The sequence below is a fragment of the Serratia sp. N21D137 genome, assembly GCF_047530005.1.
Classification (GTDB): domain Bacteria; phylum Pseudomonadota; class Gammaproteobacteria; order Enterobacterales; family Enterobacteriaceae; genus Chania; species Chania fonticola_B.
Genome location: NZ_JBLJAJ010000005.1, coordinates 92,005 through 118,504, shown reverse-complemented (window position 1 = coordinate 118,504; position 26,500 = coordinate 92,005). Strand labels below are relative to the sequence as shown.

The 26,500-nt window shown below is 54.2% G+C and carries 22 protein-coding genes; 13 read left to right on the top strand and 9 right to left on the bottom strand.

Annotated elements, in window-relative coordinates:
* Positions 1-14: 14 nt before the first annotated feature.
* The 6 genes from ACMV5H_RS06180 to ACMV5H_RS06155 all read right to left on the bottom strand — a co-directional run bounded on the left by ACMV5H_RS06180 (position 15) and on the right by ACMV5H_RS06155 (position 6,458).
* On the bottom strand, positions 15-353 hold the full coding sequence (locus ACMV5H_RS06180) for a cytochrome o ubiquinol oxidase subunit IV (RefSeq protein WP_021180176.1): 339 nt from the start codon (positions 351-353) through the stop codon (positions 15-17).
* Positions 354-968: a cytochrome o ubiquinol oxidase subunit III gene (locus ACMV5H_RS06175; RefSeq protein ID WP_071683015.1), complete on the bottom strand. Its 615-nt coding sequence runs from the start codon at positions 966-968 to the stop codon at positions 354-356.
* Positions 958-2,949: a cytochrome o ubiquinol oxidase subunit I gene (gene cyoB / locus ACMV5H_RS06170; RefSeq protein WP_115158614.1), complete on the bottom strand. Its 1,992-nt coding sequence runs from the start codon at positions 2,947-2,949 to the stop codon at positions 958-960. The genes ACMV5H_RS06175 and cyoB overlap by 11 nt, the downstream gene beginning before the upstream one ends.
* 4 nt (positions 2,950-2,953) lie before the next feature.
* Positions 2,954-3,907 (bottom strand): cytochrome o ubiquinol oxidase subunit II, encoded by a 954-nt coding sequence (gene cyoA, locus ACMV5H_RS06165; protein WP_414821600.1) that lies wholly within the window; start codon positions 3,905-3,907, stop codon positions 2,954-2,956.
* A 445-nt stretch (positions 3,908-4,352) separates the two neighbouring features.
* The gene (gene ampG / locus ACMV5H_RS06160) at positions 4,353-5,831 is read right to left on the bottom strand and encodes a muropeptide MFS transporter AmpG (protein WP_021805485.1); all 1,479 of its coding nucleotides are present in this window, start codon (positions 5,829-5,831) and stop codon (positions 4,353-4,355) included.
* A 48-nt stretch (positions 5,832-5,879) separates the two neighbouring features.
* Entirely contained in the window at positions 5,880-6,458 is a 579-nt protein-coding gene (locus ACMV5H_RS06155) for a lipoprotein (RefSeq protein WP_065683927.1), read from the bottom strand.
* Positions 6,459-6,811: 353 nt separating this feature from the next.
* Between ACMV5H_RS06155 and bolA the strand changes: the two genes are divergently transcribed.
* The 9 genes from bolA (at position 6,812) to ACMV5H_RS06110 (ending at position 17,606) form a co-directional block, all read left to right on the top strand.
* Positions 6,812-7,126, top strand: coding sequence for a transcriptional regulator BolA (bolA, locus tag ACMV5H_RS06150; protein ID WP_021805484.1), 315 nt, complete (start codon positions 6,812-6,814; stop codon positions 7,124-7,126).
* Between the two features lie 364 nt (positions 7,127-7,490).
* Positions 7,491-8,795: a trigger factor gene (gene tig / locus ACMV5H_RS06145; RefSeq protein WP_414821599.1), complete on the top strand. Its 1,305-nt coding sequence runs from the start codon at positions 7,491-7,493 to the stop codon at positions 8,793-8,795.
* Positions 8,796-9,216: 421 nt separating this feature from the next.
* Positions 9,217-9,840, top strand: a complete 624-nt coding sequence (gene clpP / locus ACMV5H_RS06140) for an ATP-dependent Clp endopeptidase proteolytic subunit ClpP (RefSeq protein ID WP_021180167.1) — start codon at positions 9,217-9,219, stop codon at positions 9,838-9,840.
* Between the two features lie 207 nt (positions 9,841-10,047).
* Positions 10,048-11,319: an ATP-dependent protease ATP-binding subunit ClpX gene (gene clpX / locus ACMV5H_RS06135; protein ID WP_021180166.1), complete on the top strand. Its 1,272-nt coding sequence runs from the start codon at positions 10,048-10,050 to the stop codon at positions 11,317-11,319.
* A 193-nt stretch (positions 11,320-11,512) separates the two neighbouring features.
* Positions 11,513-13,867: an endopeptidase La gene (lon, locus tag ACMV5H_RS06130; protein WP_414821598.1), complete on the top strand. Its 2,355-nt coding sequence runs from the start codon at positions 11,513-11,515 to the stop codon at positions 13,865-13,867.
* Positions 13,868-14,084: 217 nt separating this feature from the next.
* Positions 14,085-14,357 (top strand): nucleoid-associated protein HU-beta, encoded by a 273-nt coding sequence (gene hupB / locus ACMV5H_RS06125; protein ID WP_004954599.1) that lies wholly within the window; start codon positions 14,085-14,087, stop codon positions 14,355-14,357.
* 170 nt (positions 14,358-14,527) lie between these two features.
* Positions 14,528-16,408 (top strand): peptidylprolyl isomerase, encoded by a 1,881-nt coding sequence (gene ppiD / locus ACMV5H_RS06120; protein WP_414821597.1) that lies wholly within the window; start codon positions 14,528-14,530, stop codon positions 16,406-16,408.
* A gap of 210 nt (positions 16,409-16,618) precedes the next feature.
* Positions 16,619-16,996 carry a ComEA family DNA-binding protein gene (locus ACMV5H_RS06115; RefSeq protein WP_115158619.1) on the top strand — a complete coding sequence of 126 codons (378 nt, stop codon included), beginning with the start codon at positions 16,619-16,621 and terminating at the stop codon, positions 16,994-16,996.
* 196 nt (positions 16,997-17,192) lie between these two features.
* Entirely contained in the window at positions 17,193-17,606 is a 414-nt protein-coding gene (locus ACMV5H_RS06110) for an acyl-CoA thioesterase (protein WP_039995774.1), read from the top strand.
* A gap of 36 nt (positions 17,607-17,642) precedes the next feature.
* On the opposite strand, the gene queC is transcribed toward ACMV5H_RS06110, so the two are convergent.
* Together queC and ACMV5H_RS06100 are read right to left on the bottom strand one after the other, a co-directional pair.
* Entirely contained in the window at positions 17,643-18,341 is a 699-nt protein-coding gene (gene queC / locus ACMV5H_RS06105) for a 7-cyano-7-deazaguanine synthase QueC (protein WP_414821596.1), read from the bottom strand.
* 164 nt (positions 18,342-18,505) lie between these two features.
* Positions 18,506-20,212 (bottom strand): SgrR family transcriptional regulator, encoded by a 1,707-nt coding sequence (locus ACMV5H_RS06100; protein WP_414821595.1) that lies wholly within the window; start codon positions 20,210-20,212, stop codon positions 18,506-18,508.
* 131 nt (positions 20,213-20,343) lie between these two features.
* On the opposite strand from ACMV5H_RS06100, the gene cof reads away from it, so the two are divergent.
* Positions 20,344-21,165: an HMP-PP phosphatase gene (gene cof, locus ACMV5H_RS06095; protein ID WP_414821594.1), complete on the top strand. Its 822-nt coding sequence runs from the start codon at positions 20,344-20,346 to the stop codon at positions 21,163-21,165.
* A 79-nt stretch (positions 21,166-21,244) separates the two neighbouring features.
* Here cof and ACMV5H_RS06090 read toward each other — a convergent pair whose 3' ends face one another.
* Positions 21,245-22,294 carry a PLP-dependent cysteine synthase family protein gene (locus tag ACMV5H_RS06090; protein WP_094981194.1) on the bottom strand — a complete coding sequence of 350 codons (1,050 nt, stop codon included), beginning with the start codon at positions 22,292-22,294 and terminating at the stop codon, positions 21,245-21,247.
* 122 nt (positions 22,295-22,416) lie between these two features.
* Here ACMV5H_RS06090 and ACMV5H_RS06085 point away from each other — a divergent pair, with 122 nt between their 5' ends.
* From ACMV5H_RS06085 to ACMV5H_RS06075, 3 genes are all read left to right on the top strand, one after another.
* Entirely contained in the window at positions 22,417-22,878 is a 462-nt protein-coding gene (locus ACMV5H_RS06085) for an Lrp/AsnC family transcriptional regulator (RefSeq protein ID WP_021180156.1), read from the top strand.
* A gap of 80 nt (positions 22,879-22,958) precedes the next feature.
* A complete protein-coding gene (locus ACMV5H_RS06080; RefSeq protein ID WP_059200020.1) occupies positions 22,959-24,734 on the top strand; it encodes a SmdA family multidrug ABC transporter permease/ATP-binding protein in 1,776 nt (591 codons plus the stop codon).
* Positions 24,727-26,496 carry a SmdB family multidrug efflux ABC transporter permease/ATP-binding protein gene (locus tag ACMV5H_RS06075; RefSeq protein ID WP_037375260.1) on the top strand — a complete coding sequence of 590 codons (1,770 nt, stop codon included), beginning with the start codon at positions 24,727-24,729 and terminating at the stop codon, positions 26,494-26,496. Before ACMV5H_RS06080 ends, ACMV5H_RS06075 begins: the two co-directional genes overlap by 8 nt.
* Positions 26,497-26,500 lie beyond the last annotated feature (4 nt).

Sequence of the window (26,500 nt, the reverse complement as noted above, 5' to 3'; positions counted from 1 at the left end):
GTCCAGCTCTGCTCTTAATCGACCATCATGTTGATGTTGAGGTTGTACATAATCCAGAGTGAACCCACAACAACGATACCGATGATCATAACGGTGAACAGCAATGCCACCAGGTTCCAGCGCTCTTCCGATGAGGTGTTCATATGCAGGAAGTAAACCAGGTGAACGATCACCTGGATAACCGCCATGCCGACCACGACCGCCAGGATGGTGGAGTGAGAGGCGCTGCCGCTCATCACCATCGCAAATGGAATTACCGTCAGGATGACCGACAGGATAAAGCCGGTCAGATATGACTTCACGCTACCGTGGCTTGCGCCGCCGTGAGAGGTATCATGGGATGAATGGCTCATTTACATTACCCCCAGCAGGTAGACAACGGTAAATACGCAGATCCAGACCACGTCCAGGAAGTGCCAGAACAGGCTCAGACACATCAGACGGGTTTTATTGGTTGGGTTCAGGCCACGCTTGCTCACCTGAATCATCATGATGATGATCCAGATCAGGCCGGTGGTTACGTGCAGACCGTGAGTCCCCACCAGCGCAAAGAAGCTGGAGAGGAACGCACTGCGGTCTGGGCCGTAACCTTCGGCGATCAGGTGATGGAATTCATAGATCTCCATCGCCACGAAGCCGAGGCCAAACAGGAAGGTCAGGAACAGCCAGGTGTTAACGCTGCTGACCTTGCCCTTGTTCATGCCGATCATCGCCATACCGTAGGTGATGGAGCTGAACAGCAGGAGGAAAGTTTCAACCAGTACAAAATTCAGGTCGAAGATATCTTTCCCAGTGGGACCGCCAGCGGTCCCGTTCACCAGTACTGCATAGGTTGCGAACAAGCTCGCAAACAAAATACAGTCGCTCATCAGGTAAACCCAGAATCCGAAGACCTTGGTTTCTCCTGCATCGTGGTGCCCATGCTCGGCATGGGCTGCGCTATGGTTGGTCAGAGTATCAGTTGACATGTTTCACGCCTGCTTTGCTGATTTGTTCATAGTGTTGGTTTTCAATGCGCTCGATCTCATCAACCGGCACATAGTAATCAACATCTTCATCGAAGCTCTTGACGATCCAGGTCACGATCATGCCGACGAAGCCAGCAATCGCCATCCACCAGATATCCCAGATCATCGCGAAACCAAATACCAGGCTGAAGCCAGCAATAATCACACCGGCGCCGGTATTCTTCGGCATATGAATCGGCTCGTATTTCGCGGGTTTCTTATAGGCTTCACCTTTTTCTTTCATGTCCCAGAACGCATCACGATCGTGAATTTCCGGCACTACGGCGAAGTTATAGAACGGAGGTGGTGAAGAGGTTGACCACTCCAGCGTACGTGCACCCCACGGGTCACCGGTCAGATCGCGATTCTGCTCGCGGTCGCGGATACTGACGTAAACCTGGATCACTTGGCACAGGATACCGCAGGCAATCAGCGCTGCACCGCCAGCCGCAACCAGCAGCAACGTGTGGAACTCAGGGTCGATATTCTGACTGATACGACGGGTCATCCCCATAAAGCCCAATACGTACAGCGGCATAAAGGCGACGAAGAAACCGATGATCCAGAACCAGAATGCGCGGATACCCCAGGTCTCATTCAGACGGAAGCCAAAGGCTTTTGGAAACCAGTAGGTCAGGCCAGCGAAGCAACCGAACACCACACCGCCGATAATCACGTTATGGAAGTGGGCAATCAGGAACAGGCTGTTGTGCAGCACGAAGTTGGCACCCGGTACCGCCAGCAGTACGCCGGTCATCCCACCGATGGAGAAGGTGATGATGAAGCCCACGGTCCACAGCATTGGCGAAGTGAACTGAATACGGCCCTGATACATGGTGAACAACCAGTTGAAGATTTTCACCCCGGTCGGGATGGAAATGATCATCGTGGCAATACCGAAGAAGGCGTTAACGTTGGCACCGGACCCCATGGTAAAGAAGTGGTGCAGCCAAACGATAAACGACAGGACGGTGATCGCAATGGTTGCCCATACCAGTGAGGTATAGCCGAACAGGCGCTTCTTCGAGAAGGTGGCGGTGACTTCAGAGAACACACCGAACACTGGCAGGACCAGGATATACACCTCTGGGTGACCCCAGGCCCAAATCAGGTTGATGTACATCATCATGTTGCCGCCCATATCATTGGTAAAGAAATGGGTACCCAGATAGCGATCCAGGGTCAGCAACGCGATGGTGACGGTCAGAATTGGGAAGGAGACAATGATCAGCACGTTGGTACACAGTGCTGCCCAGGTGAATACAGGCATCTTCATCATCGGCATGCCAGGGGCACGCATCTTCAGGATGGTGGCGAAGAAGTTCACACCGGTCAACAGGGTACCCAGACCGGAAATCTGCAGACTCCAGATCCAGTAATCGACCCCGACGCCAGGGCTGTATTCCTTACCCGACAACGGTGGATAGGCCAACCAGCCGGTTTGTGCGAATTCACCGACACCCAGAGAGATGTTGATCAAGACCACGCCGACCACGAAGAACCAGAAGCTCAGGGAGTTCAGGAACGGGAAGGCAACGTCGCGCGCACCGATTTGCAACGGCACCACCACGTTCATCAGACCTACCACGAAAGGCATCGCCATGAAGAAGATCATGATAACGCCGTGCGCGGTAAAGATCTGATCGTAGTGGTGCGGCGGCAGGAATCCGGCCTCACCGGCAGACGCAAGCGCCTGCTGACTACGCATCATGATGGCATCAGCAAAACCACGTAGCAGCATAACCATAGCCACGATGATGTACATGATACCGATTTTTTTATGGTCGACAGAAGTCAGCCATTCGCTCCACAGCCACTTCCATTTGCCGAGATAGGTGATCAGCGCCAGCAGCGCCAAGCCACCAACGATAATGGCAGCAACGGTGACCATGACAATAGGTTCATGAATCGGAACCGCATCAAGTGTTAATTTTCCCAACATCTGTTTATTCCTCGGCTCCGGCGTGAGCATGTTCACCCATGTCCATACCCTGGCTCATGTCCATGCCCTTGTGCGCCGAAGCTTCTGCGCCCTTGTGCATGTGCATATCACCCATGAATTTGGCAATAGTCTCTTTGAACAAATTCGGTTTGACACTGGAGAAGTACTCAACCGGGTTGTTTTCACTCGGCTCGGCCAGTTTGTTAAAGTCGCTGGTGGTGTCAAGGGTATTAGGAGACCCCTTCACTTTGTTAACCCATTGATCGAAGTCGCCTTCGGTCGGAGTAACAATCGCAGTAAATTTCATGCCGGAGAAACCCGCACCGCTGTAACCACTGGAAATGCCTTTATACTGTCCAGACTCGTTGCCGATCAGGTGCAGTTTGGTCTGCATCCCGGCCATCGCATAAATCTGTCCACCTAACTGTGGAATAAAGAACGAATTCATTACCGAGTTAGAGGTGACTTTGAATTCGACGGGAACATCTTTCGGGAAAGCCAGCTCATTAACGGTCGCGATACCCTGTTCTGGGTAGATGAACAGCCATTTCCAGTCTAACGATACCACTTCGATGGTCATTGGCTTTCTGTCGGCGACAATCGGCTTGAATGGATCCAGCGCGTGGGTTGTTTTCCAGGTTATGGTGCCAAGGATGGCGATGATAATGATTGGAATGGTCCAGACGACCGCTTCAATCTTGTTGGAGTGTGACCAATTCGGACTGTACTTGGCGCTCTTGTTGGAAGCACGATACTTCCAGGCAAAGGCAAATGCCATGAAGATCACTGGCACCACAACGATCAGCATCAAGCCGATTGCCGTGAGGATCAGTCTTCGTTGCTCAACACCTATTGCTCCTTTGGGATCCATCAACACCATATCGCAACCGCTTAGCAGAACGGTGGCGACAATTAAGGTTAACATCCCAATACTTTTATTGTATTTCTTAAGTCTCATCTAACGACCCCAATTACCAAGGCTCTATATTGTCGTTTCATGTGTGCGGGCATTTTACGGGAAGGTTGCAGTACTGTAAACATACTTAAGAGAGTGTCAGCGGCTTGTTGACACTTTCTGTTAAGGGGGTCACACATGTAACGTAAGGTGACAATTTACTAATGGCAACAACGTGTTGGTGAGCTGAATCGTTCCGGGTGGATACTATGTCATGGAAAATCAAGGGTATGTCAGGATATGGCGTCAGCGGTGGCGATGTTTGAATAGGCGGAAAAAGGTTTATTTAATGTAAAATTTTTGTTTTGTTGAGGTGAATTAAAATCTATTTCCGAGCGTTTTACTCGGGTAAAAAAATAGCTTTGGCGAAAATATTAAATTTTTAACGAAATAAATTCGTTTTTCTGATGCTTTTTTGTTGGCCGAATTTTATCGGCCAACAAAAAAATCACGCTAATTGCGTTCGGCGCAACGCCAGGTAGTCCAACAGGCTGCCCATGATAATCCCCACCAGACTCAGCATGGCACCGGTTTGCAGGAGCTGCACGGCGAGGTCGGGCCAGTTGGTCCAATTCAGCGCGTTGGCGATCAGCAACAGCAGCCATACGCCTAGCAGCGAGCAGCCGATGCCCAACAGACGCAATGCCCAGCGGTAGGCGGCACGAAACTCAGTGCGTGGCATGAAGTTGTCGGTGCGTTGCGTGTACTCCAATGTCTGGCGGCAGATTAACAGCAGCAACAGGCCTGGAACCGCAGCCGCGATGGAGAACAGATAAAATAGTGGCCAGCCATGGGCGGTCACGAACCAACCGGCAATCGGCCCGACGTAAACACGGCCAACGGCGGAGAGCGCCGAGAGCAGGGCAAACTGGGTGGCGGAGAAGGATTTGTTGCACAGGGTCATCAGCAGGGCGACAAAGGCTGCCGTGCCCATACCGCCACACAGGTTTTCCAGGAAAATGGCGCTGCCCATCGTCAGGATGTTTTTAGCGGTGATCGCCAACAGCCAGTAACCGATGTTGGACACTGCCTGCAAAATGCCGAACAGCATCAGCGCGCGGAACAGGCTGAGACGCTGCATCAGGACACCGCCGAACAGGGCCCCGACGATGGTGGCAAACAGACCGAGCGTTTTGTTCACCAGGCCGACCTCGCCGGCATCGAAGCCGACGCCGCGGATCAGAAAGGTGGTGCTCAAACTCCCGGCAAAGGCGTCACCCATCTTATACATCACGATCAGCAACAGGATCAGCCAGGCATTGTTACGGGCGAAGAAGTCACGCAGCGGAGCGACTACTGCCATCTCGAGGGTGCGCGGTGCAGGAATGCTGTCGTCCGGTTCTGGTGCCATCAGCGTAGCGGCTACGCCAATTAGCATCAGCCCGGCCATTAACCAGTAAGTCGCCTGCCAGCCGAAATAGCGATCGGCCAGCCACAGGGCCAGCCCGCCGGAAACCAGCATTGCCAGGCGATAACCCAGTACCGACACTGCGGCCCCGGCACCGCGTTCTTCGGCCGCCAGCAGATCGGTTTTGTAGGCGTCAAAAACAATATCCTGTGAGGCAGAACAGAATGCCACCACCACCGCCAGCGTGGCCAGCCACCACAGGTGCTGTGACGGATTCATAAACCCCATCGCCACGATGGCCACTACCAGCAGCAACTGGCTGATCAACAGCCAGCCACGCCGCCGCCCAAGGAACGGGGGAGTGTAGCGATCCATAAACGGAGACCAGAGGAACTTGAACACGTAGGCCTGACCTACCAGTGAGAAGATACCAATGGTTTTCAGATCTAGGCCTTCGACGGTCATCCAGGCTTGCAGCGTGCCGGAGGTCAATGCCAGCGGCAGCCCTGAGGCAAAGCCCAACACCAACAGAATGACGGAATTACGCTGGGTAAAAATATTCAGATACTGTTTCGACATGAGATCCTGGTCTGCGTTGCCCGAAGGTACAGGCAACGCATTGCCTGATTAACGTGCGTTTTGCTTGATAAAGTCGTTGACGCTGGTGTCCTGCGCCATATCGGCGATGACGTCACCCAGCACGGTGTTGACCGCATCGGTGATTTTTTCATTGCTGGCGGTGAAGGCACCCTGCACGTTATAGGTAGAACGGTAGTTCTTCACCTGCTTGTTGCCGTTTTTGGCCTGCGCGATGATTGAAATATCCGCTTTGGTGGTGATGTTGTAGCGCAGGTTGCCTTGGGAAACGTCGGCAAACAGCGTATTCACCACGATCTGCAAATCAACCGCACCTGATGGCCCAATCATATAGCCACGCGCGCCCATTTGCTTTTCCAGCACTTCTTGAAGCAGGAAGCGCAGATCGCGCGATGGGGTCAGGGTGATCAGTTGGCCGTCACGGTTCACTTTGGCCAGCGCCTGGTCTGGGCGTTGATCGGCACCGTTAATGCTGATGGTGATCCCTTGCAGGGTTGGGTCCTGCTGTGGCAACACGATCTTCGGGGTTACGTTCAGGGTATTGGTGCTGGCAGCACAGCCAGCCAACAGCAGTGCAGCCAGCAGCGGAAGACAAAGTTTTTTTAACATTATGACTGTCTCATCAATCGTGGTTTTATACCCGGTGCTGTTCAAGCCCGCGGGCAGGGTTGTGGGTGCTTGATAATCAAAGCGCTAGAGTCAACGATAAATTGCCGCCATCATAGCATTGCCAACAACGGGGGGAAGTGTTGAAGGTGGCCGTGACGTAAATTTTTCCTCAACCAGAATAAAAACAGGCTTTTTTGCGAGGCTCAATCGGATAAACCTCAACTGAGCCGCTTTTGTTGATGCTTTTTACAGCAAAGAGCGGTGGGATTTACGATAGCCATGTTCTGCAGGGGGCAAAACCGACTAATATTAAAGTAGAACCTGGTAGCCTGCCGGTGTTGTAAGGAGATCCTATGATCCGCGAGCAAATAGAAGCAAAGTTAAGGGCGGCGTTTGAACCCGCGTATCTGGAAGTGACTGATGAGAGCTATCGGCATAACGTTCCTGCGGGATCCGAAAGTCATTTCAAAGTGGTGTTGGTGAGCGACCGCTTTGTCGGCGAACGTTTCCTGACCCGGCATCGCTCCATTTATGGCGTATTGGCGGAGGAACTGGAAAACGGCGTACACGCGCTGGCATTGCATACCTATACCCTGAAAGAGTGGGAAGGGCTGCAGGATACGGTTCCGGCTTCACCACCTTGTCGTGGGGCGGGCACACTGGCTTAATACCTAAAATTTACGGTATCAGTGGAACTTTTACCCGTATTTAAGGTATTACTACTGACGAATTTTGCAACGGCCTGCGGGCCGTTGCTGTTTTTGACGACGACAAAGCCGAAGGCGTTTGCAGCTCTGATGGCCATGGCATCAAGGTATTTGGGCGAAAAATCGGCAAAAGTGTGATTTTTAACGCGCCAGTGCTGCCTTGCCATCCTCGACTAGCTACGCTTGCGCCGCTATAATGTCGCGTCTATTTTTTCCGGAATGGTTTCGGAACGCTCTCGACATCAGGGAACTCGGTTTTTAATGTAGCCGTCCTGGTTCTTGGAACGGAGTTGACCGAGCACTGTGATTTTTTTGAGGTAACAAGATGCAAGTTTCAGTAGAAACCACTCAAGGCCTTGGGCGCCGTCTCTCTATTACTGTACCCGCTGATGTTATCAATCAGGCAGTAAAGAAAGAGCTGATCAACGCAGCTAAAAGCGTACGTACCGACGGTTTCCGTAAAGGCAAAGTGCCAATGAACATCGTCGAACAGCGTTATGGCGCCTCCGTCCGTCAGGACGTGCTGGGCGATCTGATGCAGCGCAACTTTGTTGACGCGATCATCAAAGAGAAAATCAACCCGGCCGGTGCACCAAACTACGTACCGGGCGAGTATAAAGAAGGCGAAGATTTCGCTTTCACCGTGGAATTCGAAGTCTATCCAGAAGTTGAGCTGAAAGGCCTGGAAAGCATCGAGGTTGAAAAACCTGTAGTTGAAGTTAACGACGCCGATGTTGATACCATGCTGGAAACTCTGCGTAAGCAGCAAGCGACCTGGAAAGACACCGACGGCGCAGCCACTGCTGAAGACCGCGTGACCGTTGACTTCACCGGCTCTATCGACGGTGAAGAGTTTGAAGGCGGTAAAGCTGCCGATTTCGTTCTGGCTATGGGCCAGGGCCGCATGATCCCAGGCTTCGAAGAAGGTCTGGTGGGTCATAAAGCCGGTGAAGAGTTCACCATCGACGTCAACTTCCCAGAAGATTACCACGCTGAAAACCTGAAAGGGAAAGCGGCCAAGTTTGCTATCGTGCTGAAGAAAGTTGAACAGCGCGAGCTGCCAGAACTGACTGAAGAGTTCATCAAGCGTTTCGGCGTGGCTGATGGTTCTCTCGCCGGTCTGCGTACCGAAGTGCGTAAAAACATGGAGCGCGAACTGAAAGGCGCCGTGCGTAACCGCATCAAGACTCAGGCTATCGACGGTCTGGTCAACGCTAACGAAATCGACGTGCCAGCGGCACTGATCGACGGCGAAGTCGACGTTCTGCGTCGTCAGGCTGCACAGCGTTTTGGTGGCAACGAGAAGCAAGCGTTGGAACTGCCACGCGAACTGTTCGAAGAGCAAGCCAAACGTCGCGTTGTGGTCGGCCTGCTGTTGGGCGAAGTGATCAGCACCAACGATCTGAAAGCCGATGAAGAGCGCGTTAAGACCCTGATCGAAGAAATGGCTTCCGCCTACGAAGATCCGAGCGAAGTTGTTGAGTTCTATAGCAAAAATAAAGAGCTGATGAACAACATGCGTAACGTTGCTCTGGAAGAACAAGCGGTAGAAGCCCTGCTGGCTAAAGCGAAAGTGACCGAAAAAGCCACTACCTTCAGCGAGCTGATGAACCAGACTCAACAAGCTTAATGCTGGTTGATGCCAGGAACGGCCTGATGGCAGGTCCATTGCCGTAGCAGGGAGTTCCTTACAAGGCCCGTAACTTTGGTTACGGGCTTTTCTTTTGCCACGTGACTGATTAATCTCGGCTTAACTGTGGCAATATGCACTATATTTATTAGGACGAGGATGAGTGGCGGTAGCGGAAGGCCAGTGGTTGTGACCTTGCCTGCCACACAGGGATGTTGGTGAAATTGTTCACCGGGCTTGAAATTCGCTCTGTGACCCCCCAATTCCTACAACAGTATGGGCCGCTTTATCCGCCTGGCGGAATGATAGCGCCGTCAAATCAGTGTGGAGCCTGTCGATGGCTTGAACGTAGTCATGATGGCCGTTCTCAAGTAGAATCGACAGACAATGGCGCCAAGGCAATTTCTATTAGGAGACGGTAATGTCATACAGTGGCGAACGAGACCAATTTGCACCTAACATGGCACTGGTGCCGATGGTGGTAGAGCAGACTTCGCGCGGGGAGCGTTCTTACGATATTTATTCCCGCCTGCTGAAAGAGCGCATTATCTTCCTGACCGGCCAGGTTGAAGATCATATGGCTAATCTGATCGTGGCGCAGATGTTGTTCCTTGAGGCAGAAAGCCCAGAAAAAGATATTTTCCTGTATATCAACTCACCGGGCGGCGTGATCACGGCGGGTATGTCAATCTATGACACCATGCAGTTTATCAAACCGGACGTCAGCACCATCTGTATGGGGCAGGCGTGTTCCATGGGGTCGTTCTTGCTGACGGCAGGCACCAAGGGTAAGCGTTTCTGCCTGCCAAACTCCAGAGTGATGATCCACCAGCCGCTGGGCGGCTACCAGGGCCAGGCAACGGATATTGAAATCCATGCGCGTGAGATCCTGAAGGTGAAGGCTCGGATGAATGAGCTCATGGCACAGCATACCGGCCAATCGCTGGAGCAGATCGAACGTGATACCGAACGTGACCGCTTCATGACGGCGGAAGAATCGGTAGAATACGGTCTGGTCGACAGCATTCTGACGCACCGCAGCTAAAACTATACCCAAAGGGCCGCAAGCTGTAGAGCGTACCTGCCGCCTGAAGGGTTATGGGTAGCGCGCGGCTTGCGGGCAGATAGGCTATAGTATTCAGAGCGGGCCTGGCTCGCTTTAAACAGCGTTATCGGCGTTCCCGGTATAAAGTTTGGGCGCATTGTCGCCGCGTAATGGTGCGGGACAAAGACAAAAGAAGAGGTTTGACTCATGACAGATAAGCGCAAAGACGGTTCAGGAAAGTTGCTGTACTGCTCTTTCTGCGGCAAAAGCCAGCATGAAGTGCGTAAGCTGATTGCCGGTCCGTCAGTGTATATCTGCGATGAATGTGTTGATCTGTGTAACGACATTATTCGCGAAGAGATTAAAGAAGTTGCGCCGCATCGCGAGCGTAATTCATTGCCGACACCGCACGAAATTCGTCACCACCTGGACGATTATGTTATCGGCCAGGAACAGGCGAAAAAAGTGCTGGCGGTGGCGGTCTATAACCACTACAAACGCCTGCGTAACGGCGATACCAGCAATGGCATCGAACTGGGCAAAAGCAATATTTTGCTGATCGGCCCAACCGGTAGCGGCAAAACCTTGCTGGCAGAAACGCTGGCACGTTTCCTGGATGTGCCTTTCACCATGGCCGATGCCACGACGTTGACCGAAGCCGGTTACGTGGGTGAGGACGTGGAAAACATCATCCAGAAACTGTTGCAGAAATGCGACTATGACGTGCAGAAAGCCCAACGCGGCATCGTTTATATCGATGAAATTGACAAGATTTCACGTAAGTCAGACAACCCGTCCATCACCCGTGACGTTTCGGGCGAAGGCGTGCAGCAGGCGCTGCTGAAGCTGATCGAAGGCACTATTGCGGCGGTTCCACCACAGGGTGGACGTAAACATCCGCAGCAGGAATTCCTGCAGGTGGACACCTCCAAGATCCTGTTTATCTGTGGCGGTGCGTTTGCCGGCCTGGATAAGGTGATTGGCCAGCGCGTTAACACCGGTTCCGGTATCGGTTTTGGTGCCACGGTGAAGGGTGAGTCTGAAAAAGCCACCGAAGGCGAACTGCTGTTGCAGGCAGAGCCGGAAGACTTGATCAAATTTGGCCTGATCCCGGAATTCATCGGTCGTCTGCCGGTGGTTGCCACCCTCAGCGAACTGAGCGAAGAGGCACTGATCCAGATCCTGAAAGAGCCGAAAAACGCCCTGACCAAGCAATATCAGGCGTTGTTCAATCTGGAAGGGGTCGATCTGGAATTCCGTGAGGAAGCGCTGAACGCCATCGCCAAGAAGGCCATGACGCGTAAGACGGGGGCCCGTGGTCTGCGTTCGATTGTCGAAGGCGCGCTGCTGGACACCATGTACGATCTGCCGTCGCTTGAAAGCGTAGATAAAGTGGTGATCGACGAATCGGTGATCGCTGGCCAATCCAAGCCGTTATTGATTTACGGCAAACCGGAAGCGCAGGCTTCTGGCGAATAATTAGCCAGTCAAACCAGAAAGTTAATCGTAAAAGGGGGATTTTATCCCCCTTTTCTTTTTCTCTACATTGTTACCGTTGAATGTCAGAGATTCATCCCCATATACTCATAATCCAGATTTTGTGAAACGTTTGATGCTGGCGTCTCATGAGATCCCCCTAATCCTGGCGGAAATTAAACTAAGAGAGAGCTCTATGAACCCTGAGCGTTCCGAACGCATTGAAATCCCCGTGTTGCCATTGCGCGACGTGGTGGTTTATCCGCACATGGTGATCCCGTTGTTTGTTGGCCGGGAAAAATCGATTCGGTGCCTCGAAGCCGCAATGGATCACGATAAAAAGATCATGCTGGTGGCGCAGAAAGAGGCCTCGACGGATGAACCTGGCATTAACGATCTGTTCTCGGTCGGTACCGTTGCATCGATTTTACAGATGCTGAAACTGCCGGACGGCACGGTCAAGGTGCTGGTCGAAGGTTTACAGCGTGCGCGTATTACCACGCTTTCCGACAGCGGCGAACACTTCGCTGCCCAGGCTGAATATCTTGAATCACCGGCTATCGACGAGCGTGAGCAGGAAGTCCTGGTGCGCACGGCGATCAATCAGTTTGAAGGCTACATCAAGCTGAACAAAAAAATTCCACCGGAGGTGCTGACGTCATTGAACAGCATCGACGACGCTGCACGCCTGGCGGATACCATCGCTGCGCATATGCCGCTGAAGCTCAGCGACAAGCAGTCGGTGCTGGAAATGTTCGATATCACCGAGCGTCTTGAGTACCTGATGGCGATGATGGAGTCGGAAATTGACCTGCTACAGGTTGAGAAGCGCATCCGTAACCGCGTCAAGAAACAGATGGAAAAGAGCCAGCGCGAGTACTATCTGAATGAGCAGATGAAGGCGATTCAGAAAGAACTGGGCGAGATGGACGACACGCCGGATGAACACGAGGCGTTGAAGCGCAAGATCGAAGCGGCCAAAATGCCGAAAGAAGCGCGTGAGAAAACCGAAGCGGAACTGCAAAAGCTGAAAATGATGTCGCCGATGTCTGCGGAAGCGACCGTCGTGCGTGGCTATATCGACTGGATGATCCAGGTGCCGTGGAATGCGCGCAGCAAGGTGAAAAAAGACCTGCTCAAGGCGCAGGAAGTGCTCGATACCGATCACTATGGCCTGGAACGCGTCAAAGACCGCATCCTTGAGTATCTTGCAGTGCAGAGCCGCGTCAGCAAAATCAAGGGTCCGATCCTGTGTCTGGTAGGGCCTCCTGGCGTGGGTAAAACCTCGCTGGGGCAGTCGATCGCTCGCGCGACCGGCCGCCAATATGTCCGTATGGCGCTGGGCGGCGTACGTGACGAAGCAGAGATTCGCGGTCACCGCCGGACTTACATCGGCTCCATGCCGGGTAAACTGATCCAGAAAATGGCCAAGGTTGGGGTGAAAAACCCGCTGTTCCTGCTCGATGAGATCGACAAGATGTCATCCGACATGCGTGGCGATCCGGCTTCAGCCCTGCTGGAAGTGCTGGATCCGGAACAGAACGTGGCGTTTAACGATCACTATCTGGAAGTGGATTACGATCTGTCCGACGTGATGTTCGTGGCGACCTCGAACTCGATGAACATCCCGGCACCGCTGCTGGACCGTATGGAAGTGATCCGTCTTTCTGGCTACACCGAAGACGAAAAGCTGAACATCGCCAAACAGCACCTGTTGCCGAAGCAGCTTGAACGCAACGCGTTGAAGAAAGGCGAATTGACGGTAGATGACAGTGCCATTATCGGCATCATCCGCTATTACACCCGTGAAGCCGGGGTGCGTAGCCTGGAGCGTGAAATTTCCAAGTTGTGCCGTAAAGCGGTCAAGTCGCTGCTGATGGACAAGAAGCTCAAACACATCGAGATCAACGGCGAGAACCTCAAGGACTATCTGGGCGTTCAGCGTGTTGATTACGGCCGTGCAGACACCGAAAACCGCGTAGGCCAGGTAACCGGGCTGGCGTGGACGGAAGTGGGCGGCGATCTGCTGACCATCGAAACTGCCTGCGTACTGGGCAAAGGCAAGCTGACCTACACCGGTTCTTTGGGTGAAGTGATGCAGGAGTCGATCCAGGCCGCGTTGACCGTGGTACGTGCACGTGCAGAGAAGTTGGGCATCAACGCCGATTTCTATGAAAAACGTGATATCCACGTCCACGTGCCCGAAGGGGCGACGCCGAAAGACGGCCCAAGCGCCGGTATTGCAATGTGTACCGCGCTGGTTTCCTGCCTGACAGGCAACCCGGTGCGCGCCGATGTGGCGATGACCGGCGAGATCACCTTGCGTGGTCATGTGTTGCCGATTGGCGGCCTGAAAGAGAAGCTGCTGGCGGCACACCGTGGCGGTATCAAAACCGTGCTGATCCCTTACGAGAACAAGCGCGATTTGGAAGAGATCCCGGACAACGTCATTGCCGATCTGGAGATCCATCCGGTACAGCGGATCGATGAAGTTTTGAACATCGCACTGGTCAATCCGGCCTTCGGCGCACAGCCGGTAGCGGTAAAATAGTGACGTATAGCAAAAACCATTGATAAAACTCATGCTGGCAAGCCAATTCGGACTTGCCAGTATTTTTTTGTGCCGCTAAGTTAGATCCCTGTCGGCTCGCGTTTCGCTGCCGTTTGGTGGCTTGCCAAGGCACGACGGGATTGATATAACAGCAGCGCTGTCGTAACCGTAGGGATTTTTTCGGTGCGACGTTTTGAATTCTAGAGGGGATGATAGAGTGAATAAGTCACAACTGATCGACAAAATTGCCGCGGGTGCTGATATTTCTAAAGCGGCAGCAGGGCGTGCTTTGGACGCCATTATTGCTTCCGTTACCGATTCCTTGAAAGAAGGGGATGACGTGGCTCTGGTTGGTTTCGGTTCTTTCACCGTGCGTGAGCGTTCAGCTCGTACCGGCCGTAACCCGCAAACGGGTAAAGAGATTAAAATCGCGGCAGCCAAAGTTCCGGCTTTCCGTGCAGGGAAAGCCCTGAAAGACGCAGTAAACTGATTACGGCGTTTAATCGCATCGCGTCGCCGGTAAACAATCACCTGACGCAGCGGTATTGGTAAGGTAAGATATAAGGCGCATCAGGTTGATGCGCTTTTTTTATTTTTGTCGCAGGGAACGCGCCTGCACAAGGGTTGTTAATCCATATCACAGCGGAGTGTTGTCACACTATGATGGACAATTTACGCGCGGCTGCTAACCACGTCGTGCTAAAAATCATCCTGGGGCTGATTATCTTGTCATTTCTTTTGACTGGAGTAGTCAGCTATCAGGGAAGTGCCGGCGATTACGCTGCGAAAGTAAATGGCCAGGTGATCGAACGCGCCCAGCTGGAACAGGCTTTCCAGAGTGAACGTAGCCGGATGCAGCAGGAACTGGGTGACCGTTTCTCTGCCATGGCTGGCAACGAAGGCTACATGCAGCAGATGCGCCAGCAGGTGCTGTCTCAACTGATCGACAAGTCGCTGCTGGACCAGTACGCGAAGACGCTGGGCCTGAGCGCCAGTGACGATCAGGTGAAAGAGGCCATCCGTCAAGAAAGCTATTTCCAGACGGACGGCAAGTTCGACAACGCCAAATATCTCGACCTGATTACCCGTTCGGGCTTTAGCGCCGATCAATATGCGCAATATACACGCCAGCGGTTAATCAACCAGCAGATGATCCAGGGCTTTGGCGGTTCCGATATCGTCCCACCCAGCGAAGCAGAGTCTATGGTTGCCCTGGTTCTGCAAGAGCGCGATGTGCGTCTGGCGACGATCGATCTCAATGCCATGATGGCCAAGCAAACCGTCACCGACGAAGAGCTGAAGGCCTTCTTCGAGCAGAATAAAAACAGCTTCATCGCGCCAGAGAAGGTGAAAGTGAGCTTTATCCCGCTGGATGCCGCGGCATTGCAGGATACTGTGACCGTTACCGAAGCGGATATCAGCGCCTATTACGATGGGCACCAGAGCAGCTTTGGCCAGCCGGAACGCAAAAAATTCAGCGTGATCCAGCTGAAAACCGAAGCGGATGCCAAAGCGGTATTGGAAGAGCTGAAAAACGGTGGCGATTTCGCTGCGTTGGCGAAAGAGAAATCTACCGACATCATCTCGCGCCGTACCGGTGGCGAAATGGACTGGATGGAACCAGATACCACGGCAGACGAACTGAAACAGGCAAACCTGACCGAGAAAGGCCAACTGTCTGGCGTAGTGAAGTCTTCAGTGGGTTACCTGATCGTGCGCCTGGATGATATCAAGCCAGCGCTGGTGAAGCCATTGAGCGAAGTGCATGATGCTATCGCCAAGCAGCTCAAGCAGGAAAAAGCGGTAGATGCCTACTATGCGCTGCAGCAGAAAGTCAGCGAGGCGGCGACCAGCGATAACGAGTCCCTGGCCTCAGCGGAAGAAGCTGCGGGTATCAAGGCGGCTAACACCGAATGGTTTACCCGTGACTCGGTACCTGCTGCGTTGAACTTCAAGCCGGTTGTGCAGGCCATCTTCGATGGTTCGCTGATTGGCGAGAACGGCGCACCAGGCAGCAACTCTGACGTCATCACCGTTGACGGTGACCGTGCATTCGTGGTTCGCGTTGTGGCCCATCAGCCGGAAGGGATTGAACCTTTCGACAAGGTGAAAGATCGCGTAACCGCGATGGTCAAACACAACAAGGCACTGCAAGAAGCCAAGCTGCAGGGTGAAAAACTGCTGGTTGAGCTGAAGCAGGGCAAAGGCGATGAGGCGATGAAAGCCGCTGGTCTGAGCTTCGGCAGCGTACAGAAAATGGCACGCGCCCCGGAAGACAGCCAACTTGTGGAAGCCGTTTTCGCACTGCCGCACCCGGAAGCCGGTAAAGTGGTTTACGGCATGTCACAGGATGCTCAAGGGAACGTGGTGTTGATCACTCTGGATAGCGTTAAGCCAGGCACTCTGCCAGCAGACGAAATGAAAACCTTCGTCAGCAACATGGAGAAAGGAAGCGCTAGCGTGACCTTCGATGCCCTGCTGACTAACCTGCGCAAAGAAGCCAAGATCAAAATGGGTGCCGCTGAGCAGCAACAGCCGTAATCTCCGCTCTCTGGTTTTGTAGGGGGCGCAGCATGCTGCGCTCGTATTCCTCCCTGCAGTGGACGGGAATAAGCACCGCATTTCTTTGCAACAGCTTGCAATACTCAAAGGCCGCTTTCGCGGCCTTTTCCACATTTAAACTCTGCCATTTGCCGATCTTCCGCCGCTGCGGCAAGGTATCCAAGCTGTCAAACACAAGGAGGATACAGCATGCAACTTAGCGAAAATAAAGCCATTATCCGTTTTACCGTTATTCGCCAGCTACTCTTGGCGGCGGCGTTGTTTGGCCTGATAGGGAGCTCGGCCATTGCCGCAGAGAAACCCTCTCAAGGGCAACCACAGGCCGCGGTGGTGTCGCCTAAGGTCAGCCTTGAAGCGCAAAGCGAGGGTGAAGCCAAGGTCAGCATTAACCAGGCAGATGCAGAGGCGCTAGCCACCGTGTTGAACGGCGTAGGGCTGAAAAAGGCGGAGGCCATAGTGCGCTACCGCGAACAGAACGGGCCGTTTAGCGAAATAGACCAGCTACAGGAGGTGCCGGGGATCGGCCCCTCCCTGGTGGAAAGAAATCGTGATCGGCTGAAAATGTGATCCCGCTCGCGGCTGCGTGGCAAAGTGCTCTCGCAGCCGCGCTGCTCTGCTACATTTTACAGGTCATACCAGTCATCCATCGCAAACTCTTTGCCAAGCCCTGCGGTACAAGCATGCTGCCAGCAAGGAGGGATAATACTGAACGGGTATGCCGGTATTAATTCGCTATCACCAGAGCAGGAGCGGTTGTTTCACTATGCAGACTTATATCAAAGTTCGTGGCTATCATCTTGATGTCTATCAACACGTTAATAATGCCCGGTATCTTGAATTTCTGGAGGAGGCGCGCTGGGAATGGCTGGAGGATCTGGATGCTTTCCACTGGATGACGCAAAACAACATCGCGTTTATCGTGGTGAACATCAATATCAATTATCGTAAGCCTGCCGTATTGGGGGATAAGCTGCGTATCGATAGCCAGATGCTGCAACTCAATGGCAAGAGCGGCGTGCTGAGCCAGCAGGTATTGCTGGAGCCGGAGGGGACCGTGGTCGCCGACGCGACGCTGACCTTTGTCTGTATCGATTTGAAAACCCAGCGGGCACTGCCGATTGAAGGCGCACTGCGTGAACACCTGGTGGCACTACAACAAAAGGATCAGCAGGCCTGATTGACTGGGCGACGCTATCGCCGCCCATAAACGAGTTCAAACCAAGCCGGTTTTCCGCTTCAGGCTGGCCATCACGCCGACCTTGTCCTGCTGATACTGCTGCAATCCGTTGGCGCGCAGGTGGCAGGCCGCACATTCACCACAACCGTCGCCTTGAACGCCGTTATAACAGGTGAGCGTCTCATGGCGAACACGTTCCAACTGTTGATAATAGTCCGCCAGCGCCCAGGTCTCAGCCTTGTTGAGCCACATCAGTGGAGTTTCAAAGCGAATGTCACGGGCGATCCCCTGCACGATGGCCTGATTCAGGGCCTTAACAAACTCGTCGCGGCAATCCGGATAGCCCGAGAAATCAGTCTCGCACACGCCGGTGATCACGGCTTCGGCTTCCACCTGGTAGGCATAAATTGCCGCCAGAGTGAGGAACAGGATGTTGCGCCCCGGCACAAAGGTGCTTGGCAAGGCATCGGTCTGCGAGCTGTCGTAGGTGGGGACCGGAATGTTATCGCGAGTCAGGCTGCTGATGGCCAACTCATTGAGCAACCCAACGTCCAAAACCTTGTGCGCCTTGGCTCCCAAGGTTTGGCATAGGGCCTGGGCCACCTCGATTTCGGCGCGGTGACGCTGGCCGTAATCGAACGTGATGCAGTGAACTTCATCATACTGTTGCAATGCCTGGATCAAGCAGGTCGTGGAGTCTTGTCCACCGCTAAAAACGACGACTGCGCGTTTCATAATTCTACCTTCTGGCTAGGGCCATTCCCGATGCACATTCGGGCGGCCGGTTTATGCCCTTTACTGCCAGGTTACAGCGTTACTGGCCTGAACCTGGCGCTATTGGGCTTTATAACACACATGTGGGGATGCTATCAGAAATGCTCGCCACAGCGTAGGGCAACCTAATCATCCAGCGGCGGTGGCAGCCAAGCCTGGCAAAAATCAAACCAGCCGTAGGCGGTGAGCATCACGCCATGTATACGGGGAGGGGCACTGACCTGATACTGATAGTTGAATAGGGGGGTGAGGATCGCGGCCCCCATCAACTGTTGATAATACGCTTTTAGCTGGCTGTAACGTTGCGGTGGTGCTGGGCATTGCTGGATCTGTTGCAGGGTTCGCTGTTGGTATTGCCAATCCTCTTCTCGCAAAATCCCTTGCCACAGCAAATCGCGACGTAGCCAGCTTTCTAACGTCGCTTCCGGAGCTTCACCAATCAGGTTATCGGCCAGCAACAGATCGGCTTGGGCTATCTGCTCGGTACTTTGCCAACGTTTGCCGGAATAATAGCGGACCTCTAATTGGCAGCCATGCTCCGCCAGCAATTGTTGCAAAGCCTGAGTTACGCTCTCTAGTTCGATCGGTGGATGGTACAGCAGCGTCAACCGAGGGGGCAGCTCAACATCCTGTCTGACATCATGCTCAGGGATCGCCCAGCCCGGCAGCATTTCATGGCTTGGCATGATCACGCCTTGCTGGATGGGCAAACTGGCCAGCAGCCCGGAGCGCTGGATCAGCATCAGCAGCTTTTGCCCTTGTGCCTCACTCAGTACGCCACGGCGCTGGTTAATTGCCAGGTAGCACCACCCTTGGCTCATACTGCGTTGTACCGGCCGCGCCTGTGCCAGTTCTTCCTGCTGGCCGATGGTGATGCGTACCGGGTGCTGGCAACTGGTGTCGGTACTGCGGGTTGGCAGCTCTGGCGTGATCCAGTATTCGATGCTTTCAAGATAAGGATGTTGCAGATGGTAGTAAGGATGCTGTTCCAGCCGTACCATATGCGGCTCGTTTAGTGCCAGCTTAAACGGGCCTGCGCCGAGGCTCGGTAACTCTGGATGTGTCATCAGGCAGGGCAGTTCCGCCAGCCGGTGCGCCAGCCAATAATCGGGCATTTGCAGATCGAACTGGACGCATAGCGCATGCGGCAGGCTGATTGCCGCCACGCTGCTCAATAATGGCTGACTGCGCGGATGGTGTTGCAGGGCGTTGAGGGTTTGCAATAGTTGTTGGCCCGTCAAGGCCTCGCCGTTATGCCATCGCAGCTGGCTGCGCAGAAAGAACTGCCAACGCAGGCCGTCTTCGCTAATCTGCCAATGATGGGCCAGATCGGGCTGTGGCTCGGGGCAACCGGTATTGAAGCGCGTCAAACCGGCATAAACGGTCGCCACCAGATGCTGTTCCGCACGGCCGCTTAGCGTCAACGGATCGAGCTTTTCCAATGTGCGGTAATAAGGGATACGCAGCGTAGGGCTGCCCTCCTGCCATTGGCCGCCGAGGTGGGGGCTTAGCAACTCTTGCAGATGCTGTGGCGCCAGCTGCGCCATTTCCAAGGCCCCCTGATGATCGCCCAGTTGCAGTAAACGTTGGAGATGCGCAGTCCGCAGTTCATCGGGGGTTTTCAGGCACTGCAACTGCGCGCGTTTCCCCCTGCCGGCCTGTGATTGCCAACTTAGCCAGCCTTGTTGCTGCAACTGCTGCACCAGAGTGCGTGCATGCCGCTCGCTACAATAGAAGATCGCAGCTAATTCACCGATCGTGATCGCCACCGGCGCGCTGCCTAGCTGGTGGTACAAACGTTGATACTGACCGAGGCGATGAACCAGGCGCATAGCGTTATCCTAAGGGGACAAGTGATGAAAGATAAATCAGGAAGCGTTTAGGCAAATTGTTCACTATTACTTCCGCAAATACCACCCCATACTGCGTTGATTGCCATTGTGCTCACATTTACGAGGTTCCTATGTATCGCCTGGCCGCTTTCGATATGGACGGCACCCTGCTGACCCCCGATCACCGTGTCGGGCCGGAAACGCTGAGCGCGTTAAAGCAGCTTATCGACAGGGAAATGGTGGTGACCTTTGCCACCGGGCGGCATTACCTCGATGCCCAGCCGATCATGGCGCAACTGGGTTTACAAGGTTACCTGATCACCGGTAACGGTACTCGTGTCTATGATCAGCAAGGGCAGCAACTGCATGCTACCGACTTACCGGCTGAGATTGCCGAAGAGGTGTTGCATACCCACTGGCGCACCTCTGCCAGCATGCACGTGTTTCGTGATGAGGGATGGTTGACCGAAACCGCGGTGCCGGAAATGCTGGCTGCACATCATCTCAGTGGCTTTCATTTCCAACTCACCGATTTGCGACGTCTGCCCGCGTTTGGCAACAGCAAAGTCTGTTTCTGTGCCCCTCATGAAGAACTGGTCAAACTCCAGGCACAGTTGAGTGAACATTTCGGTACCCGTGTCGATTTGTGCTTCTCGGCCTATGATTGCCTCGAAGTGCTGCCAAAGGCGTGCAACAAGGGAGCAGCATTGGACAGGCTGAGCCGCCATCTGGGGCTGACGCTGGCTGATTGCATGGCCTTTGGCGATGCGATGAATGATAAGGAAATGCTGGCGGGAGTCGGGCACGGCGTGGTGATGGGCAATGCCCTGCCACAGTTGAAATCGTTACTGCCCCAACTACAGGTTATCGGCCACTGCGAACAGCAGGCGGTGGCTCACTATTTACAACATTGGCTGCGTTCACCACACCTCACCTATTCCCCCGAATTCTGAGGTATTAGCATTACAGCCGGCCGGGTATGACTACCCGGCTTTTTTTATCCCCTGAACTTCGTATTAATAACTTAATAACTTACTTTTCTAACAAGTTAGCCAGTTGGGTACTGTAATGCGTCAGATCGCCGATATGGTTGCTGACCCAGTCGCTGTTGTAATAGGTATCCAGATAGCGTTCACCGCTGTCGCATAGCAGGGTGACGATGGCACCTTGCTCGCCTTTATCCCGCATCTGCCTGGCCAGTTGCAGTGCTCCCCAGACGTTGGTCCCGGTGGACGCGCCTACCTTGCGGCCAAGAATACCTTCCAACCAGTAAATGGTGGCGATACTGGCGGCATCAGGCACGCGCATCATGTTGTCGATCACCGAAGGGATAAACGACGGTTCGGCGCGTGGGCGACCAATCCCTTCGATGCGGCTGCCACAGCTGCCGATGAGGGTGCGATCGCCATGATGGAAGCAGTCGTAGAACACCGAGTTTTCCGGATCGACCACGGTGAGCTGGGTATCATGCCCTTGATAGCGAATGTAGCGCCCCAGCGTTGCCGAAGTGCCGCCAGTGCCTGCACTCATCACGATGTGTTTCGGAACCGGGTGCGGTTCGCGCTCCATCTGGCGGAAAATGCTGTCGGCGATGTTGTTGTTACCACGCCAGTCGGTGGCGCGTTCGGCAAAGGTGAACTGATCCATATAATGGCCGTTCAGCTCTTTGGCCAACTCCTCTGACACCGCATAAATCTGGGCAGCATGATCGACAAAATGGCTGCGGCCACCGTAAAAGGCGATTTGCTCGACCTTACGTTTAGCCGTGCAGGAAGGCATTACCGCGATAAACGGCAGGCCGAGCAGGCGAGCAAAATAGGCTTCAGATACCGCCGTGCTGCCCGATGAGGCTTCAATAATCGGCGTGTTCTGGTTGATCCAACCGTTACAGAGCCCATAAAGAAACAGCGAACGCGCCAGGCGGTGTTTCAGACTGCCGGTGGGATGGGTGCTTTCATCTTTCAGGTAAAGATAGATGCCGGGAAATTCCGGCAGGTTCAAGCGGATCAAGTGCGTATCGGCGGAGCGTTGGAAATCCGCTTCTATTTCACCAATAGCATATTTTACCCAAGCGTTTGTCATGATCTGGCCTCAAAATAGGGTCTTAATTTATGCAGTAGCATAGCGGTTCAGCGAGAAAAAAGGATTGCCATTTTTCCTGTTTAATCGCCTAATGGGAGAAATATTTTCTATGAAATCACCTTATGTTGGATAAAACAGACCGTAAACTGTTGTGCATGCTGCAACAGGACTGTACGCAATCGCTGCAAGTGCTGGCCGAAGCGGTGAATCTGACCTCAACGCCTTGCTGGAAACGGCTAAAAAGGCTGGAAGATGAAGGTTACATTCGCGCGCGTGTCGCGCTGCTGGATAATGAAAAGCTCGGGCTTGGCCTGACGGCGTTTGTGCTGATAAAAACCCAGCAGCACAGCAGCGAGTGGTATCAGAAATTTGTCGATCTCACCGCGCAGATGCCGGAAGTGTTGGCGTTTTACCGTATGGCGGGGGAGTATGATTACCTGATGCAGGTCGAGGTAGCGGACATGAAAAGCTATGACAATTTCTATAAACGCCTGGTGACCGGCGTGCCGGGGCTGATTGATGTCACTTCCAGCTTCGCGATGGAAAAAATCAAATACACCACGGCGCTACCCGTGCCAGAGTGAAATCGTCACTCTACTGTTGAATGTTAAGGTTGCAGGGCTGCAGCCGGGAATTTGTCGGATACTGTCTGGAATAAAACTGCGTGAGACTCTTTGCTCAAATCGGCTGGTATTTCCGCCGCGAGTGGCGCCGCTACCTCGGGGCCGTGGTGCTACTGATTGCCATTGCCATCCTGCAACTGCTGCCGCCTAAGCTGGTTGGCATCATTGTTGATGGTGTCACCAAGGATCAGATGTCCAACAAGGTACTGATGGCCTGGCTGGGGTTAATGATTGGTACCGCCATTGTGGTTTATCTGCTGCGCTACGTGTGGCGAGTGCTGCTGTTTGGGGCTTCCTACCAACTGGCCGTCGAACTGCGGGAAAACTTCTATCGTCAACTCAGCCGCCAGAACCCGGCCTTCTATCTGCGCCACCGTACCGGCGATCTGATGGCCAGAGCGACCAATGACGTTGACCGCGTAGTGTTTGCGGCCGGTGAAGGCGTGCTGACGCTGGTGGACTCTTTGGTGATGGGGCTGGCGGTGCTGATCGTGATGAGCACCCAGATCAGCTGGCAATTGACCCTGCTTTCACTGATCCCGATGCCGATCATGGCGATCGTCATCAAATACTATGGCGATCAGTTGCACCAGCGTTTCAAGTCGGCGCAGGCCGCGTTCTCCAGCCTTAACGATCAGGCACAGGAGAGCATGACCAGCATCCGTATGATCAAGGCTTTTGGCCTGGAGGATCATCAGTCCAACCAGTTTGCCGAAGTGGCAGCGCAAACCGGCGCGAAGAATATGCACGTGGCGCGAATTGATGCGCGCTTTGATCCGACGATTTACATCGCTATCGGTGCGGCTAACCTGCTGGCGATCGGCGGCGGTAGCTGGATGGTGGTTAACGGTTCCCTCACGCTGGGGCAGCTGACCAGCTTTGTCATGTACCTCGGCCTGATGATTTGGCCGATGCTGGCGCTGGCCTGGATGTTCAACATCGTCGAGCGCGGCAGTGCCGCCTATAGCCGTATCCGCAGCCTGCTGGAAGAGGCACCGGCCGTGAAGGATGGTGAACTCGATCTGCCCGCCGGGCGCGGCAACCTGAGTGTGGAAATCAACGCTTTCCATTATCCGCAAACCAACAAACCCGCGCTGCATGACGTGGCGTTACAGCTGCAGCCTGGGCAAATGTTGGGATTGTGTGGGCCTACCGGTTCGGGTAAATCGACGTTGCTTTCGTTGATCCAGCGTCAGTTTGATATTGATGACGGCCATATCAGCTATCACGGCTTGCCACTCACCCAGATCAAGCTCGACGAGTGGCGTTCACGCCTGTCGGTCGTTAGCCAGACGCCGTTCCTGTTCTCCGATAGCGTGGCCAATAATATCGCCTTGGGCAACCCGGCGGCCACTCAGGAACAGATTGAACAGGCCGCGCGCCTGGCCAGCGTGCATGAAGATATTCTGCGTTTGCCTCAGGGTTACGAGACCGAGGTGGGTGAGCGCGGCGTGATGCTTTCTGGCGGCCAAAAACAGCGTATCTCCATCGCGCGGGCGCTACTGCTGGAGGCGGAAATTCTAATCCTCGACGATGCCCTCTCGGCGGTGGATGGGCGCACCGAACACCAGATCCTGCATAACCTGCGCAGTTGGGGGCAAAACCGCACGGTGATCATCAGCGCGCACCGCCTTTCGGCCCTGACGGAAGCCAGCGAAATCCTGGTGATGCAACACGGCTCGGTGGTACAGCGCGGGCAGCATGGGAAATTGGCTAGTGAGCCTGGCTGGTATCGCGACATGCATCGTTATCAGCAATTGGAAGCGGCGTTGGATGAGGCTCCTGATAGCTCCGAGGAGGTTTTGGCCGATGAGTAAGATACAAACTATGTGGCCAACGCTGAAACGTTTGCTGGCTTATGGCTCGCCTTATCGTAAACCCCTGGGATTGGCGGTATTGATGTTGTGGGTAGCGGCGGCGGCGGAAGTCGCCGGGCCAATTCTGATCGGCTACTTTATTGATAACTACGTTGCCAAAGGACAGCTGCCGCTGATGATCGTCAGTTCCCTGGCGGTGGCTTATATCCTGCTGGAACTGCTTGCTGCGGCGTTGCACTATTTCCAGGCCATCCTGTTTAATCGGGTGGCGGTCGGGGTGGTACAACGGTTACGCACCGATGTGATGGATGCAGCCCTGCGCCAACCGCTGAGCGCCTTTGATACCCAGCCTGTTGGGCAATTGATCTCGCGGGTGACCAACGATACCGAAGTGATCAAAGATCTGTATGTGATGGTGGTGTCCACGGTACTGAAAAGTGCGGCGCTGATCGGGGCGATGCTGGTGGCGATGTTCAGCCTGGACTGGCGCATGGCGCTGGTGGCGATCTGCATTTTCCCGGCGGTGATGGTGGTGATGGGGATCTATCAATATTACAGCACGCCGATCGTGCGGCGGATGCGTAGCTACCTGGCGGATATCAACGATGGCTTCAACGAAGTGATCAGCGGCATGGGGGTGATCCAGCAGTTCCGTCAGCAGATCCGTTTTGGCGAGCGCATGAGTGCGGCCAGCCGCTCGCATTACACCGCCCGGATGCAGACGCTGCGCCTGGATGGTTTTCTGTTACGGCCACTGCTTAGCCTGTTCTCTGCCTTGGTGCTATGTGGCCTGTTGATGCTGTTTGGCTTCAGCGGTGAAGGCGCGATTGGCGTGGGGGTGCTGTATGCCTTCATCAACTATCTTGGCCGTTTGAACGAACCGTTGATTGAGCTGACCGCCCAGCAATCGATTTTGCAGCAGGCCGTGGTGGCCGGTGAGCGTATTTTCGAGCTGATGGATCGCAGCCAGCAGAGCTATGGCAGTGACGATCGCCCGTTGGCGAGTGGCCGTATCGATATCAGCGACCTGAGCTTTGCCTACCGTAGCGACAAAAAAGTGCTGCAACATATCTCGTTGCAGGTGCCGTCACGGGGTTTTGTTGCCCTGGTGGGCCATACCGGCAGCGGAAAGAGCACCCTGGCTAACCTGTTGATGGGCTATTACCCGCTGAGCGAAGGGGAAATTCGTCTGGATGGCCGCCCGTTGTCCAGCCTTTCTCATCGTACCCTGCGCCAAGGCATTGCCATGGTGCAGCAAGATCCGGTGGTAATGGCGGAATCGGTGCTGGCAAACATCACGCTTGGTCGCTCTATCGGCGAAGAGGCGGTCTGGCAGGCGCTGGAAACGGTGCAACTGGGGGAACTGGTGCGTAGCTTCCCTCAGGGGATCCATACGCGCCTGGGGGAGCAGGGGAATAACCTGTCCGTAGGACAGAAGCAGTTGTTGGCCTTGGCGCGTGTGCTGGTCCAGGCACCGCAGATCCTGATCCTGGATGAAGCGACTGCCAATATAGATTCCGGCACCGAACAGGCGATCCAACGCGCCTTACGGCTGATCCGCGAGCAGACGACGCTGGTGGTGATCGCCCACCGCCTTTCAACCATTGTGGATGCCGACTCTATTCTGGTACTGCATCGCGGTCATGCCGTGGAGCAGGGGAACCATCAGCAGTTGTTGGCACAACAGGGCCGCTACTACCAGATGTATCAGCTACAGCTGGTGGGCGAAGAGTTGGCTGCTGTCGAAACTCAGCCCGCATAATCTT

Coding starts and splice junctions, on each gene's coding strand:
- ACMV5H_RS06180 (WP_021180176.1), bottom strand. CDS start 353: ATGAGCCATTCATCCCATGATACCTCTCACGGCGGCGCAAGCCACGGT.
- ACMV5H_RS06115 (WP_115158619.1), top strand. CDS start 16,619: ATGCAACTTAGCGAAAATAAAGCCATTATCCGTTTTACCGTTATTCGC.
- cyoA (WP_414821600.1), bottom strand. CDS start 3,907: ATGAGACTTAAGAAATACAATAAAAGTATTGGGATGTTAACCTTAATT.
- ACMV5H_RS06155 (WP_065683927.1), bottom strand. CDS start 6,458: ATGTTAAAAAAACTTTGTCTTCCGCTGCTGGCTGCACTGCTGTTGGCT.
- bolA (WP_021805484.1), top strand. CDS start 6,812: ATGATCCGCGAGCAAATAGAAGCAAAGTTAAGGGCGGCGTTTGAACCC.
- cyoB (WP_115158614.1), bottom strand. CDS start 2,949: ATGTTGGGAAAATTAACACTTGATGCGGTTCCGATTCATGAACCTATT.
- ppiD (WP_414821597.1), top strand. CDS start 14,528: ATGATGGACAATTTACGCGCGGCTGCTAACCACGTCGTGCTAAAAATC.
- queC (WP_414821596.1), bottom strand. CDS start 18,341: ATGAAACGCGCAGTCGTCGTTTTTAGCGGTGGACAAGACTCCACGACC.
- clpX (WP_021180166.1), top strand. CDS start 10,048: ATGACAGATAAGCGCAAAGACGGTTCAGGAAAGTTGCTGTACTGCTCT.
- ACMV5H_RS06175 (WP_071683015.1), bottom strand. CDS start 968: ATGTCAACTGATACTCTGACCAACCATAGCGCAGCCCATGCCGAGCAT.
- lon (WP_414821598.1), top strand. CDS start 11,513: ATGAACCCTGAGCGTTCCGAACGCATTGAAATCCCCGTGTTGCCATTG.
- ACMV5H_RS06075 (WP_037375260.1), top strand. CDS start 24,727: ATGAGTAAGATACAAACTATGTGGCCAACGCTGAAACGTTTGCTGGCT.
- cof (WP_414821594.1), top strand. CDS start 20,344: ATGTATCGCCTGGCCGCTTTCGATATGGACGGCACCCTGCTGACCCCC.
- ACMV5H_RS06100 (WP_414821595.1), bottom strand. CDS start 20,212: ATGCGCCTGGTTCATCGCCTCGGTCAGTATCAACGTTTGTACCACCAG.
- ACMV5H_RS06090 (WP_094981194.1), bottom strand. CDS start 22,294: ATGACAAACGCTTGGGTAAAATATGCTATTGGTGAAATAGAAGCGGAT.
- ACMV5H_RS06085 (WP_021180156.1), top strand. CDS start 22,417: ATGTTGGATAAAACAGACCGTAAACTGTTGTGCATGCTGCAACAGGAC.
- ampG (WP_021805485.1), bottom strand. CDS start 5,831: ATGTCGAAACAGTATCTGAATATTTTTACCCAGCGTAATTCCGTCATT.
- clpP (WP_021180167.1), top strand. CDS start 9,217: ATGTCATACAGTGGCGAACGAGACCAATTTGCACCTAACATGGCACTG.
- tig (WP_414821599.1), top strand. CDS start 7,491: ATGCAAGTTTCAGTAGAAACCACTCAAGGCCTTGGGCGCCGTCTCTCT.
- ACMV5H_RS06110 (WP_039995774.1), top strand. CDS start 17,193: ATGCAGACTTATATCAAAGTTCGTGGCTATCATCTTGATGTCTATCAA.